The following is a 16,959-nucleotide window of genomic DNA, read 5'->3' on the forward strand; positions in this document are numbered from 1 at the left end:
GTGCGACCTATCGTCATTTATAATGTCCGCCTCATAAACGGTGTAACCCAACATGATAGATACCTTGTATATCGAATCGGCGATAGCTGAACACCCGCGCGTAGCGGCAATTCGGCGGCGTTTTCCCGAAGCCAGGGTAATTGATTGCGAACGTTACGGCGAAGTGTTCAACCCCAAGGCCCAGAACTTTCGCCTGCAAAAGCAAAACCCGGCCCTGATTCTGGCCGGCAAACACCAGAAATTTGTCTTGCCGGCCCCAGCCGGATACGGCATCGGCGGCGAGCAAAACTATTATTTCTCTCACATGCTCAACTGCCTGTACGATTGCCGGTATTGTTTCCTGCAAGGCATGTACCAATCCGCCAACTATGTACTGTTTGTCAATTACGAAGATTTTCAGCGGCAAATACGCGATATCTGCCGGGAAACGCCGCAGCAAGCCATCTACTTTTTCTCCGGCTACGATTGCGACAGCTTAGCACTCGAGCCGGTCACCGGGTTTGCCGAAGCGTTTTTACCGCTGTTTGCCGAGTTGCCGAATGCCTGGCTGGAACTGCGCACCAAGAGCACGCAAATTCGCGGTTTGCTGAATCGACCGGCGTTAGAACGCTGTGTAGTCGCGTTCAGCTTGTCGCCCGAATCGGTGGCCGATAAAGTGGAAGCCAAGGCCCCGTCGCTGAGCAAGCGCCTGGAGGCCGCCGCCAAACTGCAACAACAGGGCTGGCGGATAGGTTTGCGCTTCGACCCCTTGATTTATCAGCATCATTACCGGGAACAGTATCGGCAATTGTTTGCGCGGGTTTTTTCGACCATCGATGCCGCCGCCTTGCATTCGGTGAGCTTGGGCGTATTCCGCTTGCCGGAGCACTTTTTCAAGAAAATGCACAAACTCTATCCCGATGAACGCCTATTCGCCAGCCCCCTACGAAATACCGCCGGCATGGTGTCGTATAAAACCGAGCTGGAACAGGCCATGATGGAAGACTGCGCCGACATGCTGCTGCAATACATACCCAGCGAGCGGTTTTTTCCGTGTCGACTGTAAAACGTACCGTACTGGTCTCGGGCGCCAGCTCCGGCATCGGCCGGGCCGTGGCTGAGTTGCTGATAAGCCAGGGACATTTTGTGATCGGCACGAGCCGGGACGTCCGGCGATTTGCCGTCGAACACCCTCTTTTTGTTCCCGCGCAACTGAATCTAGCGGCGCTTTCCGACATCGAGCCCTTTTGCAAACAGCTACAAGCCAACTTTCCGCGACTGGATGCCGTAATATTCGCCGCCGGTTACGGCCAATTCGGCAATCTTGAACAACTGTCTTTTAGCCAGATCGAGCACTTGATGACGGTCAACTTTACCGGGCAGGTCTTCATGACCAAGGCCTTGCTGCCCAAACTCAAACAGAAATCCCACTGCAACCTGATTTATATCGGTTCGGAAGCCGCGCTAAAAGGCAGCCGTAACGGCAGTGTTTATTGCGCCAGCAAATTCGCCTTGCGTGGTTTTAGCCAGGCCTTGCGCGACGAGTGCGGCAAAAGCGGAGTGCGGGTGTCGCTGGTTAATCCCGGCATGGTGGACACCGCATTTTTTGATCATCTGCATTTCAATCCAGGCCGCCAGCCCGGGCAGGCTTTGCTCGCCGAAGACGTGGCCGATGCGATCAGCTATATCGTAAATGCCAAGCCAAATTGCGCGGTGGACGAAATCAATCTCAGCCCCCTTAACAAAGTCATCGAATTCAAAAAATAACACCACAAAATCGGCAGCCCGCATCAAATATGCGGCTGTAAAATGCGCGATATGTTAAAAAGATCGGAAATGAACGAATTATTCAACCCCAGCGGATGGGCCGGGACAGCAATCGAGATCCCAACCCCGACGATGTCGGATATTCTCGCCCCTTGAGGGTAAATCACTGCATGCAAGCAAGACAGGAATTATGAATCGGATAACAGTTAGTCGAAGGCTCTGGTTTTCAACGGGTTTTATGGCTTGTTGCGGACTGCTGGCCGTAGGAGCCTACATGCAGTTCGTGGAGGAACTGGAGCCCTGCCCGCTCTGCATCTCCCAGCGCTTGGCGATACTGGCCACCGGCATCATTTTTTTAATGGCGGCGCTGCATAACAAGGCTCACAACATTTACGCCATCGCCGCCGCCTTTTCCGCCCTGCTCGGCGCCGGCATATCGGCCCGACATGTCTGGCTGCAGCATTTGCCGCCCGAGCAAGTGCCGGAATGCAGCCCTGGCCTGGAATATGTGTTCCAGCATTTTCCCTTGACGGATACCATCAAATTGATGCTGACCGGCACCGGCGAATGCTCGCAAATCGATGGCATATTTCTGGGGTTGACCATCCCGGGCTGGACATTCATTGCCTTTGTCATGCTGGCCGCCTTCAGTTTGGCAAGCCTTCGCGTATACCATGCGTCGGATACCGATCAAGAAAAGGATATTTGATAGCCGCGGAACAGTATCGATTCGAAGCCGGGACTACATGTTATGCACAAATTTGGGGCAACCGCAATTTCTAACGGTCTCTTTCAGCACGGGCATTTGACACAGATCAATTAAATAAGTAAGTCAATGAAATATATAAATTATTTTTCATGCCCTAAAATTAATCAAGTTAACAAATCTGTAACAAAAACCGACACTAAGCGCGACTGCTCCACCACAATCCACAGAGTTATCCACAGATTTTGTGTATAACCCGGATTCCCCCAATACCTGCAATCACTTAGGCGGGCAACATCAAAAACACCTCATAAAACATGGCTAACTGCAGCTCTTCGATCCAATTCATTTTGCGAATTGCCATTCCGGTGCCACTACCCCGATTGTTCGATTATTCGCTACCCGAGCAACATGACCCGCGCTCCATAAGACCGGGCATGCGCGTCTCGGTACCATTCGGCAAACGCATGAAAACCGGCGTCGTTGTGCAGGTCGCCGATCTTGACGACAGCACCACGGATCCCGATAAACTAAAACCGATCGAACGGATACTGGATTCCGAACCCCTGTTATCGGCTCGGGACCTACAGTTGTTGCACTGGGCCGCCCGCTACTATCACCACCCCTTGGGCGAAGTGCTGGCGACCGCCTTTCCGGTTGCGCTCAGACAGGGCAAGGCCGCGTCCGTGCAAGAGGATTGTTACTACAGCCTGAGCGAACAAGGACAGCGGGCGAGTCCCGCGCAGCTGCAGCGCTCCGGCAGGCAACAGGCTCTGCTGACACTCTTTCAGACCGGCCCGTATGCAATTGCCTCGACGGAATTAAGCCAGCATAAAGCCGCCTTGAAAGCCTTACTGGCAAAAGGCCTGATTCAGCCGAGCCCGCGTCAGGAAACAGATCGCGCCTGGGCAGGGCAAGCCGACGCTTTACAGCCGAATCCCCAGCAACGACACGCTATCGATACGGTTATCGCCGGTTTGGGACAATTTTCGGTATCGTTGCTACAGGGCGTCACCGGTAGCGGCAAAACCGAAGTGTATATGCAGATCATTGCGGAAACCCTGTCTCGCGGCCTACAGACATTGGTTTTATTACCCGAAATAACGTTGACGCCGCAGCTGGAACAGCGTTTTCGCCAACGTTTTTCCGCACCCATCGTCTGCTTTCATTCCAAGCTCAATGACACTCAACGCTTGAAAACCTGGCTGGGCATGCGGCAAGGTCATGCCGCCATCATGCTGGGCACCCGCTCCGCCCTGTTCACCCCCTTACAAAAACCCGGTCTGATCATTCTGGACGAAGAGCATGACAGTTCGTTCAAACAACAGGAAGGGTTTCGCTTTTCGGCCCGCGACGTCGCCATCGCCCGCGGCAAAATATTGAATATTCCGGTCTTGTTGGGCTCGGCGACGCCTTCCTTGGAAAGCTTATACAACGTCGTCCGCCATCGCTATCGGCTGTTACAGCTATCCAGCCGGGCCGGCGATGCGGCGGATCCGTTGTTTCAGCTGCTGGATATACGCAACAAACCCTTGCGCGCCGGTTTATCGGACGCCTTGATCTCAACCATGCACGCCACCCTGGATCAAGGCCGGCAGGTTCTGCTGTTTCTGAACCGGCGCGGTTTCGCGCCGGTTCAGATCTGTCATGCTTGCGGCTGGGTATCCCGCTGCGCGCGCTGCGACGCCAATATGGTAATCCATGCCGGCGAGCACCGTTTACGCTGCCACCACTGCGGCAGCGAACAAGGCCTACCCAAGGTTTGCCCGGCTTGCAAAACAGGCGAACTGCAAGCTCTGGGCCTGGGCACCGAACGCATTGAACTCACGCTGGCGGAGCTGTTTCCCGGCAAAACCATCGTCCGGCTGGATAAGGATACCACCCAGCGCAAAGGTTCCTTGGAGGCCTACCTGGAGCAAATTCATAGCGGCCGGGCCGATATCATTCTGGGCACCCAAATGCTGGCCAAGGGCCATCATTTTCCGGAGGTGACCCTGGTGGCGATACTGGATATTGATAGCGGTTTGTTCAGCGTCGACTTTCGCGCCGGCGAAAAACTGGCCCAAATGATAGTGCAGGTCGCGGGGCGCGCCGGCCGGGCCGACAAGCGCGGCAAAGTGGTGTTACAAACCCGACAGCCCGAACATACCCTGCTGACCACCCTGATCGACAAGGGCTATCAAGCGTTCGCGGAAGCCGCCCTGACGGAACGCCGGCAAGCCGGCCTGCCCCCTTATAGTCATCAGGCTCTGTTTAGGGCGCATGCCAATAATGCCCAACTCCCGCAAGAATTTTTGTCGGCCCTGGTTGATTTGATCCGGACTCTGAATGGCGGCAAAACCCGGGTTTTGGGACCAGTCGCCGCGCCGATGACGCGTCGCGCCGGCCAATTCAGATTCCAGTTGTTGCTGCAAAGCCCACAACGCAAGGATTTGCATCGATTACTGGATGAAGCGGTACCGCAAATTTCCAGGCTCAAGTTGGCGGCAAAAGTCCGTTGGTCGCTGGATGTCGATCCGGTGGATTTATATTAAGTCTTGGCAATCTCAGCCAAAGTCCCGTCTATTTATGGGATAATTCCGCAGTTTTGCGGGCCAAGCCCGTAGCGTAGCGATAATCATAATAACTATAGAGGGTATTGCAATGTGTTGGAGTGGAGAGGCGTCCGGCGTTCTAGCCGCCGCGGGTTTAACAACCGCCGTATATGTAGCTTATAAAGGAGAATCCAAAGAACTGTGGATTCCGCTGACATATTTTGCCTTGATGGAATTATTACAGGCAGCTACCTATGTCTACATCAATCTCTGCGACAATCCCAACAATCAGGTGCTGACCTTGCTCGGCTATTTACACATCGCCTTCCAGCCGTTTTTCGTGAATATGGTGGCGATGTACTTCATTCCCGAAAGCGTCAAACTGAAAATCCGTACCACGGTGTATGCCTTGTGTTCCATCAGTTCATTGGCGATGCTGATCAAGATGTATCCGTTTGCCTGGGCCGGCGAGTGCGTGCCGGGCGTGGAAGGCTTTTGCGGCGCACAGACCTGCTCGGTCTCCGGGGCTTGGCATATCGCTTGGCAAATGCCGTTAAACGGTCTGATGTCGCAACCGGTGGAATGGCTGTTCGGCTTTAACTGGGGCTTGCATGCCTTTTCTTATATTCTGGCGGCGTTTTACTTGCCCATCGTCTACGGTTCATGGCGCTTTGTCGGTTTTCATTATTTGATCGGACCCTGGATTTCCGACATCACCACCGACGATCCGAATGAGTATTGCGCGGTCTGGTGCCTGTTTTCGATTGCTTTGTGCGTATCGGTCATCAAAACCCCGATCAGAAAACATTTGCACGTCAAAAAATGGCCGTTTTATCAACGCGAAGTGGGCGACAGTTTGTAGCGCGACTATTCGGTGGGCTCGGAGCAACCCTGACCCACCGTCACGGCTTATAGCTCGTCGTTATACACATTTCGATTTGCATGGGGCAACCCTTTTTCATGCCTCACCAAGCCTCATTATGGTGGCGTTTAGCTCCCTCTCCTGATGGAGAGGGCGGGGGGGAGGGGGGGGGGGGAGAATTTGAATCACCAAAATGCTTTATTTTGACTCTCCTCACCCTACCCTCTCCAACAGGAGAGGGGTTTTGATGGCTTCGCCACTGTTCGAGTGACTTGTGTATAACGATGAGGGCTTATAGATCATTCAATTTAATCGGCAGCTATTTTCACCGTCGACATTCAGCGACAAGCCCTGCAGAAATTGGGGGCGCCGCACAGCCATAAAACGCTCCCGCCAATACGGATTCCGTAGACTGGATACCATTACCCTGCCGGTACGCGCGCTGGGCGCATGTACGAAATCATCGTTACCGACATAAATGCCGACGTGAGAATAAGGTTTTTCGGTATTGAAAAACAACAGATCGCCGGGTTGGCGTTGTTCCGCCCGAACTCCCGGCAACTGTTGCACCAGGGACTGGGTGGTGCGTGGCAACACTATCCCCTGTTTGTTGTAGACATACACCACCAGCCCGCTGCAATCAAAACCTTGTTCGGGCGCCGTGCCGCCATAAACGTAGGGCTGCCCCTGCAACTGCAAGGCATCCAGCGCCGCGCGGGTATTACCCGCAGCGGAGAAAGGCACATTCAACGGCACCTTTTCCGTACCGGCGCAGCCCGCCAACAAGCTCGCGACCAAGACCAAGGGGAATGTCGATTTATACCGAAATAGCGCTGCCATCTTTCCAAATATCAAAAGGTTACCGCCGCCAATTATAGACCGATTCAACTTGTTTGCCTCTACCCGACATTTCTTGGCAGCCCGCAAACCTTAAAGCAGGCTGCTGAACAAATCCAACTGCCTGCATTCATCCACATATCGGCACGGCTGCAATGTCGACAAATTCACGCCAAGCAAGCGGACTTTCTTCTCGCCGACAGCGGTATTTCTCAATAAATCAATCAACAACGGAACGTTATCGTTCGTATCCGCAATGGCTTGCGGCAAGGTTCGCCCACGGGTTACTTGCACAAAATCCCGATACTTGACTTTGATGGTCAAGGTATAAGCCAGCAGTCTTTTTTCCGCAAGCTTGTTAAGCGCCTGACTCAATAATGTTTGCAGATGAAAGAGAATGATTTGCGCGTCGTCGATATCCTCGGCAAATGTGGTTTCGACCCCAATGGATTTTCGGTCCCGGTGCGCATTAACCGGCCGATGATCTATCCCGCGCGCAATATCGTAATAATGCCGGGCGGATTTACCGAAATATTGCTGCAGCATCGGCAGGGAGACTTGTTTTAAATCCCAACCGTTTTGAATGCCCAAATCGCGCATTCTCTTTTCCGTGGCGGGGCCAACACCATGAAACTTTCCGATAGGCAATTTTGCCATGACTGCCAACGCCTGCTCCGGGGTAATGACACGCAATCCGTCCGGCTTGTCCAGATCCGAAGCGAGTTTTGCCAAAAACTTGTTATAGGAAATACCGGCCGAGGCAATCAGGCCGGTCTGGCGATATATCTCCCGCTTGATATGTTTGGCCAGCAATGTCGCCGAGCCCTTAAAATAAGAGCTGTCGCTGACGTCAAGATACGCTTCGTCCAAGGATAACGGCTCGATGCAATCGCAATATCGACTGAAAATGGCACGAATGTTTTCCGACGCCTCCCTGTAAACGTCGAAGCGCGGCTTAATGAAAATGGCTTGGGGACAAAGTCGGGCGGCGCGCGCCGAAGGCATGGCGGAATGTACTCCGAACAGCCGCGCCTCGTAACTGCAGGTGGCAACCACGCCACGCGAATCCGGCTTACCGCCCACCACGACGGGCTTGTTTCTATAGGCCGGATTATCGCGCTGCTCCACCGCGGCATAAAAGGCATCCATATCGATATGGATGATTTTGCGCGGCGATTGGTGCATGCTTCAGGATTTGTCCGGCGACTCCAGTTCGGCTGTCAGATTCCAATCGGAAAAAGGGAACGGCAGTTGCTCGGTATTGAAGGTCAAAAACAACAGAATATGGTAATGATAGGTAGCCAAGCTGCGGCCAAAACCCAAAATATTGCTATTCGTGGCACCGGTTATAAGCACCGACCCCACTTGCAATAGCACCACCAGCCACAGCATCAGTTTGACGATGCTATCGATGACGGCATAAATCAACATGAAAATAATACGCTTCCAGGTAGCGACGCGTTTCAGGTTTTCGTTGATCTCTTCCCGCACCGCATTACCCCCTGTTCATTACGTCCCGCAAATCCAGCGCGGCGGCATTGGCGCGGGCAATATAGTTGGCCAGGGCCAAAGAGTAGTTGGCGAACATTCCGAATCCGTCGCCATTCAGAACCACGGGACTCAGGGTTGGCGTCAAAGCGTTTTCCAAAGCCTGAATCATGTTATCCAGGGTATTCATGGCCCGTTTGTCCAGCAAAATATCGGAAAAATCGTGCTTGATGGCTTTCAGGATATGCAACAACGCCCAGCAGGCGCCGCGAGCCTCGTAAAACACGTTGTCGATTTCCATCCAGGGAGTTTGGCCTATGGTCGGCATATTGGCATTGATAAGATTGGCGGGGTCGCCGTGCATCGCGCCGGAGAACTTGTCGGTACTGGCCGCCAGACGGGTGGACAAACCGCCCAGGCGCTTGATCACCACCTCGGTGTATTGCCACAAATTGTCGGCCCGAGAGTGAAACTGGGCGGCCTTGGAGGTTGACGTAGGATTTTGCAGACGCAGCATGTATTTATGCAACGCTTCGACGCCTTTTACGTACTCCGCCTCGGTGGAAGGCAAGGCCCAGGAATTGTGCTCGTAATAAAAGTAAGGTTCCGCCTGAGCCAGATCGGGGTCTTCAGCCGATTGCGACTGATCGCGGGCAAAATGGTTGCGCAATGCCGTTGTCGCATCCCGCAACATCACCAGGGCGCCGTATTCCCAGTTTTGGATGTTATCGCAAAACAGGCCGGGAGGCGCCACGTCATTGGTCAGATAGCCGCCGGGTTTGAAGAGTATCGTCTCCGCGATATGCGCCAAGGTATTGGCATAAACATAACCAATCGGCATTTGATCGGTATGGGTGACGTTCATACGCTCGACGGCTTCGTCCTGGACATTGAACTGCTCCGGCTCGCGACTCCACCATTCGCCCAGTAACAGCATAACAATTGCCACTACGCCTACCAGTGTGCCAAAACCCCAGAGTATGCCTTTAGACTTCGCGTCTTCGTAAGCTTGTGGACTATCCGACATGTATTGCATCCTGATTCGACTAAATAATTATGTGAGCAATCAACCGCTTTTCCGCGCGTATGGTAGCACGGTTTATCTGGATGACATCCGATTTCAGTGCAGCTGAGTATTGGCAACTCTCAATGGCGACAACACCATTACAGGCGGCATCTGCACGTAAAACCCCTTGCTTTCAAGACTGGCGATTACCTTGACGACATCCTCCCTGGCCAATTTACGCACGGCGGACAACTCCAATTCCATGACGAATTGCAATGATCCGAAACTATTGAGCAAACTTTCCGGCAACGCGGAAAAATCATCTTTTTTATCCATATACAAATAAAGTTCTTCTTTTTTTAAGCTTTTATAGATAAAACATAACATCGCATTACCCCTCGCAAACAAATGCCGCCAAGTTTAACGGTTTTTCGCTAAAATTTTTGGCCGGATTTCTCCAACACAAACCTTATCCCATGCCGCATTCCACTCAATCAGCCTCCACTTTTTTTAGCGTGGCTTGTTATTTCGAAGCCGCCCTGACCTTGGCGGCCATTGCCTTGGGCTGGCTGGTCGATATAGATCCTTTTGACAAACTCGCCTGGGACGAGCGGGCTCTGTTGCACGGCCTGCTGCTCACCCTCCCCTTGTTGCTGTTATTTTTTGCCTTGCAAGAGGCGCCCCCGCGGGCGCTGCGGAGGATTAAAGCGCTGTTGCTGGAGACGTTGGGCCCCCGCCTGTACCGCCACCATTGGACCGACTTGATGATCCTGGCCACCATTGCCGGATTTTCCGAGGAAGTATTATTTCGCGGCACCCTGCAACCTTGGCTGGAAAACAGCCTGGGCATGACGGCGGGCTTATGGCTCAGCAACGCGGCATTCGCCCTGGCGCATGCCGTCACCCCCTTATATGCCTTACTGGCTCTGCTGATGGGCTTATATTTAGGCATCAGTCTGGATTATGGCGGAGAACGCAATCTGCTAACACCTATCGTGATCCACGGCTTTTATGATTTCATCGCCTTCCTTGTTATTTTACGCAACTATCGAAACAGCCTTTAAAGAGCCTTCTCATGCCCAATCTCTCCATGGAACAGTCAAACGCCTTGAAACCCCACTGGCTGATCTGCTTAGCCATGTTATCTTCTTTACTGATATACAATTTGCTCGGCCAGCTGTGGGGAGACGAAATCCGCCACCCCTTGGACGAGCCGCAACGAATAGTGCTTCGCACCATTTTATACATAGTCGCCATCGTCCTGTTCCCGTTGACCAATCTGCTACGCCACATTCTGTTGCGCCTGAACCAGACCATGCCCGGCAAGAAAACCGCCGGCCAGCGCTATCTGGTGACCATCCTCGTTACCCAATCCATGGTGGAAATCGTCGGCCTGTTCGGTTTTATCATGTTTGTGCTGGGCGACGACTTTAACACTTTATATATTTTCACCCTGTTGGGCGCGGTAGGCGTTTACCTACACAAACCCAAGCGCGAGGAACTGCAAAGCATCCTTGATGCCTTGTCGTCTCCAAACCGCCAATACCGCAAAACCTGAAGCATTTCCGCTTTTGTCGGCGCAGCCGTTAGGCTGTACAATACGCTGCTATTTCGAATTTTAGCTCAGGTGTACTCATGAAAATCATTCAGGAAGCGCTTACGTTTGACGACGTTTTATTGATACCGGCGCATTCGGCTGTGTTACCGCGCGAAGTGGAACTGAAAACCCAGCTGACCAGAAATATCACCCTGAATATTCCCTTGGTTTCAGCGGCAATGGATACCGTTACCGAGGCCCGTCTGGCCATTGCCATCGCCCAGGAAGGCGGCATCGGCATCATTCATAAAAACATGACCACCGAACAACAGGCCGCCGAAGTCAGCCGGGTCAAAAAATACGAAAGCGGCGTCATAAAAGACCCCATCAGCGTGTCACCCAATGCGACCGTGCGCGAGGTGATGGAACTGACCCGTGCCAAGAATATTTCCGGTGTACCGGTAGTGGATGGCGAAGAACTGGTCGGCATCGTCACCAGCCGAGATTTACGCTTTGAAACTCGGCTGGACGAATCCGTCCGCTCGGTGATGACCCCCAAGGAACGTCTGGTGACCGTCAACGAGTCCGCCAGCCATAAGGAAGCCATTGAGTTGCTGCACAAACACCGCATCGAGAAGGTGCTGGTGGTTAACGATGACTTTCATTTGCGCGGACTGATTACGGTTAAAGACATTCAAAAAGCCAAGGACAACCCCTATGCCTGCAAGGACGAACAGGAGCGCCTGCGGGTGGGCGCGGCAGTCGGCACCGGCGCCGGTACCGAAGAAAGGGTGGCGGCATTGGTCGCCGTCGGTGTCGATGTCATCATCGTCGATACGGCGCACGGTCATTCCCAGGGCGTGTTGGACAGAGTTCGCTGGGTCAAACGGAATTTCCCGCAAGTACAAGTGATTGGCGGCAACATCGCCACCGCAGAAGCGGCCAAAGCCTTGCTGGAAGCCGGCGCGGACGGCGTCAAGGTCGGCATTGGTCCGGGCTCGATCTGCACCACCCGTATTGTCGCCGGCGTCGGCGTGCCGCAAATCACCGCCGTCACCAACGTCGCGGCGGCCCTGAAAGGCACGGGCGTTCCGCTGATCGCCGATGGCGGCATCCGTTATTCCGGCGATGTGGCCAAGGCCTTGGCGGCCGGCGCGCACGCGGTGATGTTGGGCGGTCTGTTTGCCGGCACCGAGGAAGCACCTGGCGAAGTTGAACTGTTCCAGGGCCGCTCCTACAAATCCTATCGCGGCATGGGTTCACTAGGCGCCATGGCACAGCAGCAGGGTTCCAGCGACCGCTATTTTCAGGAAGCCACCGAAAATGTGGAAAAACTGGTGCCGGAAGGCATCGAAGGCCGGGTGCCCTATAAAGGCAGCGTGCTGGCCATCATTCACCAGTTGCTCGGCGGCGTCCGCTCCAGCATGGGCTACACCGGCAATGCCACCATCGCAAAAATGCACGAAAACGCCCAGTTCGTCAGAGTTACCAGTGCCGGCATGCGCGAAAGCCATGTCCACGACGTCACCATCACCAAGGAAGCGCCGAATTATCATATGAATTGAGTGCTTGAACTCAAGGCATATCCATGTCCCGCCTCGGGACTGAATTTTGGAGTAAATTCATGCAACAAACCCAAGCTATAACATCCTCGCTGCCGTGTAATTTATGTGGCGGTCACGATGTTTCGGTATTAGCTACTCAAAGCAGAAACGGCGGCCCCTTGCGCAGCGTGATCTGCAACAGCTGCGGCCTGGTGTGGAGCGATCCGTTTCCGCACGATCCCAGGCAGTTTTACGAACATGATTATAGGGTCGAATATAAAAACACCTACGCCCCCAAACCCAAGCATATTTTGCGGGCCGGCAAAATCGCGCTGGACCGCCATGCCAAAATCAAACATTTTTTGCGGGACTCAAAACAGGTCCTCGACGTCGGCACCGGCGGCGGCGAATTCGCCTACCTGCTGAAGTCCTTGGGTCATGATCTTCAAGGCATAGAGCCCAACAAGGGCTATGCGGAATATTCAGCGGCCGAATACGGTTTAAACCTGCAAATCGGCTTCATTCAAGACGCTACGCTACCCACCGAACATTTCGACCTGATCACCATCTGGCACGTCCTCGAACACACCGAAGATCCCAGCTTGGTTTTGCGCAATTTGCGTAGCTGGTTAAAGCCCGACGGCATATTGGTTGTGGAAGTACCCAGCATAGAAGCCACCTGTCAGGCACCGAAAAGCACCTTCCATGAAGCGCACCTCTACAATTTCAATCTGGAGACCCTGCGCAAAATGGGCGAGAAAGCCGGCTTGATGGAACACAGCCATTTGTTTTCCGCGGACGGCGGTAATATGACGATTTTTTTCCAGCGCGCCAACGCAAACAACTCCGCCTTGGAAGATTTACGGATAGAGGGCAATGCCGCCCGCATCCAAGCCATTGTGCATGGGCATACCAACACCGCGCATTTTCTGACCGCCACGCCTTACCAGCGCTTTGTTCAACGCATGGGCAGAGCCCTATCGGAAAAAATTGCCCTGAAGAATTTTGACAATAACAAGGCTTTGCTCGACCAACTCTACCAGTCGTGCAAATCGAATTAAACCCTCATCCGAAGCCGCCGTAAGGCAATGCCTTGGGCGGCAAGCCATTGCATAAATGGCTTTATTTTTCATATCTTCGAAGGCCCAACCGTGACACAAGCCCACGCCAACATCCATTCCGACAAAATCCTGATCCTCGATTTCGGCTCGCAATACACGCAACTGATTGCCCGCCGCATCCGTGAAATAGGTGTCTATTGCGAAATATACTCCTGCGACTGTTCCGCCGATGAAGTCAAAAACTTTGGCGCCAAGGGAATTATTCTGTCCGGCGGCCCGGAAACCGTCACCAGCAGCGATACTCCCAGGGCTCCCGCCTGCGTCTTCGAACTCGGCATTCCGGTACTGGGCATTTGCTACGGCATGCAGACCATGGCCGAACAACTTGGCGGCAAGGTCGAATCGTCCGACCACCGCGAATTCGGCTATGCACAGATTCGCGCTCGCGGGCATTCCAGATTGTTGTTGAACATAGAAGACCACGCATCACCGGAAGGTTACGGCTTGCTGGACGTGTGGATGAGCCACGGCGACCGGGTGGTTGAGTTACCGGCCGGCTTCAAATTGATCGCTAGTTCCGACGGCGCGCCTATCGCTGGCATCGCCGACGAAGATAAAAACTTCTATGCGCTGCAATTCCATCCGGAAGTCACCCACACCAAGCAGGGCGGACGGATTTTGAGCCGTTTTGTGTTGGATATCTGCGGCTGCCAAGCCTTATGGAATGCCAGCAACATTATCGAAGATAGTATTGCCGCCGTGCGAGAAAAAGTTGGCGCCGACCAAGTCATTCTGGGCTTGTCCGGCGGTGTTGATTCATCCGTGGTAGCCGCCCTGTTGCATAAGGCCATAGGCGAGCAACTGACCTGCGTATTCGTCGACACCGGCCTGCTGCGCTTGCACGAAGGCGACCAAGTCATGGCGATGTTCGCACAACATATGGGCATCAAAGTCATCCGCGTGGATGCGGAACAACGTTATCTGGACGCCTTGGCCGGCGTCAACGACCCGGAAGCCAAACGTAAAATCATCGGCGGTCTGTTCGTGGAAATTTTCGACGAGGAAGCCGGCAAACTCACCGATGCCAAATGGCTGGCGCAAGGCACTATTTATCCGGATGTGATCGAATCGGCCGGCGCCAAGAGCGGCAAGGCCCACCTGATCAAATCGCACCACAACGTCGGCGGCCTGCCGGAAAACATGACCTTGAAACTGGTTGAGCCACTGCGCGAACTGTTCAAGGACGAAGTGCGTAAATTGGGCCTGGAATTGGGCCTACCGGCCGACATGATCTTTCGCCATCCTTTCCCCGGCCCCGGCCTGGGCGTGCGCATCCTGGGCGAAGTAAAAAAACAATACGCCGATTTATTGCGCCAAGCAGATGCCATCTTCATCGAGGAACTTTACCGCCACGAGTTGTACGACAAGGTCAGCCAGGCCTTCGCGGTATTTCTACCGGTGAAATCGGTCGGCGTGATGGGCGACGGCCGTAAATACGACTACGTCATCGCCATTCGCGCGGTGGAAACCATAGACTTCATGACTGCCCGCTGGGCGCATCTGCCTTACGATTTTCTGGATTTGATCTCGCGTCGGATTATCAACGAAGTGGCGGGCATTTCCCGTGTTACTTATGACATCTCCGGCAAGCCGCCCGCTACGATTGAGTGGGAATAAAATTTCCGGACAATTAATTCCGCGACAATTTAATTGCCTATTTGGCGTTGGCACATATTCCAAACTCTTTTAACGCAATAAGTCGTGGTTGTAAATCGATTTGATTGGTCAAAATTTACGCAACTTCTCAGGAGGAAAATGAATGAAGAAAATTATTGTTGCTTCAGCGCTGGCTTTAACCGGTTGCAGCACAGGAATTGTATCAACAGATAGAGACACCTATATGGTTGCTCATAGCCAACCATTTTCACTTTTGTTCCCGCTACTTTCAACGGATTCATGGGAAAAAGCAAAAGTATACGAGGAGGCTACGGATTTCTGCGGTGACAGAAAAAGAAATGTAGAAACAGTTGATCTAAAGGTTAGAGAAAGTCGCTTTTTCCGTAAATACGCGCGCGCGGAATTAAATTTTCGCTGTGTGGATAACATCTTGATTCACTAACGCGGCAGAAAGATATCCAATCTCTGGCTACATATTTATACATTTGCGTAATGTCAGATGTTGCCGACGCTACTAGGCTTTAAGATTGCGCAGTCCACCCTTCGCCTAATTCCCATGCCCCCCGAACAGTTCCAGCAAAAGCTCCTAGCTTGGTTCGATGAACATGGCCGCAAGGATTTGCCTTGGCAACAGGCCATCAGCCCCTACCGCGTATGGGTGTCGGAAATAATGCTGCAACAGACTCAGGTGGCCAGCGTTATTGATTATTTCAATCGATTCATGGCGCGCTTCCCAACTGTTAAAAACTTGGCGGACGCCGAGTTGGACGAAGTCTTACAACATTGGGCTGGACTGGGTTATTACGCCCGTGCCAGAAACCTGCATAAGACGGCACAAATAATCGCCACCAATGGCGGCGAATTTCCGCAAACCGTGGAAGACTTTAGCGCCTTGCCCGGCATCGGACGTTCCACCGCCGGGGCCATACTCAGTATCGCTTGCGGCCAAAGCCAAGCTATACTGGATGGCAACGTCAAACGGGTATTAACTCGCTTTCATGCCGTGCATGGCTGGCCGGGCGACAGCAGGGTTACAGCCCGACTTTGGGCCCTCAGCAGCCAATATACGCCGGGCCGGCGCGCTGGCGATTACACCCAGGCCATGATGGATTTGGGCGCAACCCTTTGCACGCGGAGCAAACCTCGTTGCGGGATTTGCCCCATAATCGACGGTTGTCAGGCATACCGTCTCGGCTTAGTCAATCAATTGCCGGAACCCAAGCCAAGAAAAACATTGCCAATCAAGCGAGCTTATTTTCTGGTTTTGCAAGACAATGAAAGACGAATTTTACTGGAAAAACGCCCTCCTACCGGAATATGGGGCGGCTTGTGGAGTTTGCCGGAATTTGCCGATCATCCGCTATTAGTGGATTGGTGCAAACAAAAAGGCTATCGGTTGATTGAGCCAACCGTTCTGGCTAACCAACGACATACTTTTTCGCATTATCACTTGGACTACGTTCCGATATTGGCTAAAGTGGATAACCCCATTGACAAAGTGATGGAAGCCGGGCGAACGGTTTGGTATAAATCCGGCGAGATCGATTTCTTAGGGCTGCCGGCGCCAATCAAGCGCCTGCTGCAACAATATTACACAGAGGATTATTATGACGAGAATGGTTAAATGCGTAAAACTGGGTGTTGAAGCGGAAGGCTTGGATACACCTCCATTTCCTGGCCCTAACGGTCAACGCATTTTTGATCACGTTTCCAAACAGGCCTGGAAAGAATGGCTGGCCATGCAAACCATGATCATTAACGAACGTCGTCTGGCCAGTTTCGACCCGGCCGCAAAAAAGATTTTAGAAGCTGAGCGCGAAAAATTCCTGTTTGCCGGCGGATTTGAAGCACCGGAAGGCTATGTACCTACCCCAAACTGATCTTTTTTATTAAAGTTGTTCTCCAGTTTGAATTCAAATATTTTTCAAACTGGAGGAACTTGTTTTAAGTCAAATCCCGGG

General features: G+C 53.0%; 18 protein-coding genes. 13 read left to right on the forward strand and 5 right to left on the reverse strand.

Going from position 1 to position 16,959, the window contains the following annotated elements:
- The first annotated feature begins 52 nt into the window (after positions 1 to 52).
- The 5 genes from NP590_RS09270 to NP590_RS09290 all read left to right on the forward strand — a co-directional run bounded on the left by NP590_RS09270 (position 53) and on the right by NP590_RS09290 (position 5,848).
- Complete coding sequence (locus tag NP590_RS09270) at positions 53 to 1,045, forward strand: spore photoproduct lyase family protein (RefSeq protein WP_256602080.1); 993 nt, start codon at positions 53 to 55, stop codon at positions 1,043 to 1,045.
- Entirely contained in the window at positions 1,033 to 1,746 is a 714-nt protein-coding gene (locus NP590_RS09275) for an SDR family oxidoreductase (protein WP_256602081.1), read from the forward strand. Before NP590_RS09270 ends, NP590_RS09275 begins: the two co-directional genes overlap by 13 nt.
- A gap of 190 nt (positions 1,747 to 1,936) precedes the next feature.
- Positions 1,937 to 2,455, forward strand: coding sequence for a disulfide bond formation protein B (locus NP590_RS09280; protein ID WP_305888647.1), 519 nt, complete (start codon positions 1,937 to 1,939; stop codon positions 2,453 to 2,455).
- A gap of 314 nt (positions 2,456 to 2,769) precedes the next feature.
- Positions 2,770 to 4,986, forward strand: a complete 2,217-nt coding sequence (locus NP590_RS09285; protein ID WP_256602082.1) for a primosomal protein N' — start codon at positions 2,770 to 2,772, stop codon at positions 4,984 to 4,986.
- 109 nt (positions 4,987 to 5,095) lie between these two features.
- A complete protein-coding gene (locus tag NP590_RS09290) occupies positions 5,096 to 5,848 on the forward strand; it encodes a DUF5765 domain-containing protein (protein ID WP_256602083.1) in 753 nt (250 codons plus the stop codon).
- A gap of 303 nt (positions 5,849 to 6,151) precedes the next feature.
- Here the strand turns inward: NP590_RS09290 and NP590_RS09295 are convergent, their stop codons facing one another.
- The 5 genes from NP590_RS09295 to NP590_RS09315 all read right to left on the reverse strand — a co-directional run bounded on the left by NP590_RS09295 (position 6,152) and on the right by NP590_RS09315 (position 9,566).
- On the reverse strand, positions 6,152 to 6,688 hold the full coding sequence (locus NP590_RS09295) for a C40 family peptidase (RefSeq protein WP_256602084.1): 537 nt from the start codon (positions 6,686 to 6,688) through the stop codon (positions 6,152 to 6,154).
- Positions 6,689 to 6,778: 90 nt separating this feature from the next.
- Positions 6,779 to 7,870 carry a DNA polymerase IV gene (gene dinB / locus NP590_RS09300; protein WP_256602086.1) on the reverse strand — a complete coding sequence of 364 codons (1,092 nt, stop codon included), beginning with the start codon at positions 7,868 to 7,870 and terminating at the stop codon, positions 6,779 to 6,781.
- A 3-nt stretch (positions 7,871 to 7,873) separates the two neighbouring features.
- Positions 7,874 to 8,176 (reverse strand): DUF4389 domain-containing protein, encoded by a 303-nt coding sequence (locus NP590_RS09305; protein ID WP_256602087.1) that lies wholly within the window; start codon positions 8,174 to 8,176, stop codon positions 7,874 to 7,876.
- Between the two features lie 4 nt (positions 8,177 to 8,180).
- Positions 8,181 to 9,200, reverse strand: coding sequence for a DUF2333 family protein (locus NP590_RS09310; RefSeq protein ID WP_256602088.1), 1,020 nt, complete (start codon positions 9,198 to 9,200; stop codon positions 8,181 to 8,183).
- A gap of 93 nt (positions 9,201 to 9,293) precedes the next feature.
- On the reverse strand, positions 9,294 to 9,566 hold the full coding sequence (locus NP590_RS09315; RefSeq protein ID WP_256602089.1) for a YcgL domain-containing protein: 273 nt from the start codon (positions 9,564 to 9,566) through the stop codon (positions 9,294 to 9,296).
- Between the two features lie 89 nt (positions 9,567 to 9,655).
- Between NP590_RS09315 and NP590_RS09320 the strand changes: the two genes are divergently transcribed.
- The 8 genes from NP590_RS09320 (at position 9,656) to NP590_RS09355 (ending at position 16,878) form a co-directional block, all read left to right on the forward strand.
- The gene (locus tag NP590_RS09320; protein WP_256602090.1) at positions 9,656 to 10,243 is read left to right on the forward strand and encodes a CPBP family intramembrane glutamic endopeptidase; all 588 of its coding nucleotides are present in this window, start codon (positions 9,656 to 9,658) and stop codon (positions 10,241 to 10,243) included.
- Between the two features lie 11 nt (positions 10,244 to 10,254).
- A complete protein-coding gene (locus NP590_RS09325; RefSeq protein WP_256602091.1) occupies positions 10,255 to 10,737 on the forward strand; it encodes a hypothetical protein in 483 nt (160 codons plus the stop codon).
- A gap of 77 nt (positions 10,738 to 10,814) precedes the next feature.
- Positions 10,815 to 12,281: an IMP dehydrogenase gene (guaB, locus tag NP590_RS09330; RefSeq protein WP_256602092.1), complete on the forward strand. Its 1,467-nt coding sequence runs from the start codon at positions 10,815 to 10,817 to the stop codon at positions 12,279 to 12,281.
- Positions 12,282 to 12,340: 59 nt separating this feature from the next.
- Positions 12,341 to 13,321 (forward strand): class I SAM-dependent methyltransferase, encoded by a 981-nt coding sequence (locus NP590_RS09335; protein WP_256602093.1) that lies wholly within the window; start codon positions 12,341 to 12,343, stop codon positions 13,319 to 13,321.
- 90 nt (positions 13,322 to 13,411) lie between these two features.
- A complete protein-coding gene (gene guaA, locus NP590_RS09340; RefSeq protein WP_256602094.1) occupies positions 13,412 to 14,998 on the forward strand; it encodes a glutamine-hydrolyzing GMP synthase in 1,587 nt (528 codons plus the stop codon).
- A 142-nt stretch (positions 14,999 to 15,140) separates the two neighbouring features.
- Positions 15,141 to 15,440 carry a hypothetical protein gene (locus NP590_RS09345; protein ID WP_256602095.1) on the forward strand — a complete coding sequence of 100 codons (300 nt, stop codon included), beginning with the start codon at positions 15,141 to 15,143 and terminating at the stop codon, positions 15,438 to 15,440.
- A 114-nt stretch (positions 15,441 to 15,554) separates the two neighbouring features.
- Positions 15,555 to 16,622 carry an A/G-specific adenine glycosylase gene (mutY, locus tag NP590_RS09350; RefSeq protein WP_256602096.1) on the forward strand — a complete coding sequence of 356 codons (1,068 nt, stop codon included), beginning with the start codon at positions 15,555 to 15,557 and terminating at the stop codon, positions 16,620 to 16,622.
- Positions 16,606 to 16,878: an oxidative damage protection protein gene (locus NP590_RS09355; RefSeq protein ID WP_256602097.1), complete on the forward strand. Its 273-nt coding sequence runs from the start codon at positions 16,606 to 16,608 to the stop codon at positions 16,876 to 16,878. Before mutY ends, NP590_RS09355 begins: the two co-directional genes overlap by 17 nt.
- The last annotated feature ends 81 nt before the right edge of the window (positions 16,879 to 16,959 follow it).

The organism is Methylomonas subterranea (assembly GCF_024505185.1).
Taxonomy (GTDB): Bacteria; Pseudomonadota; Gammaproteobacteria; order Methylococcales; family Methylomonadaceae; genus Methylomonas; species Methylomonas subterranea.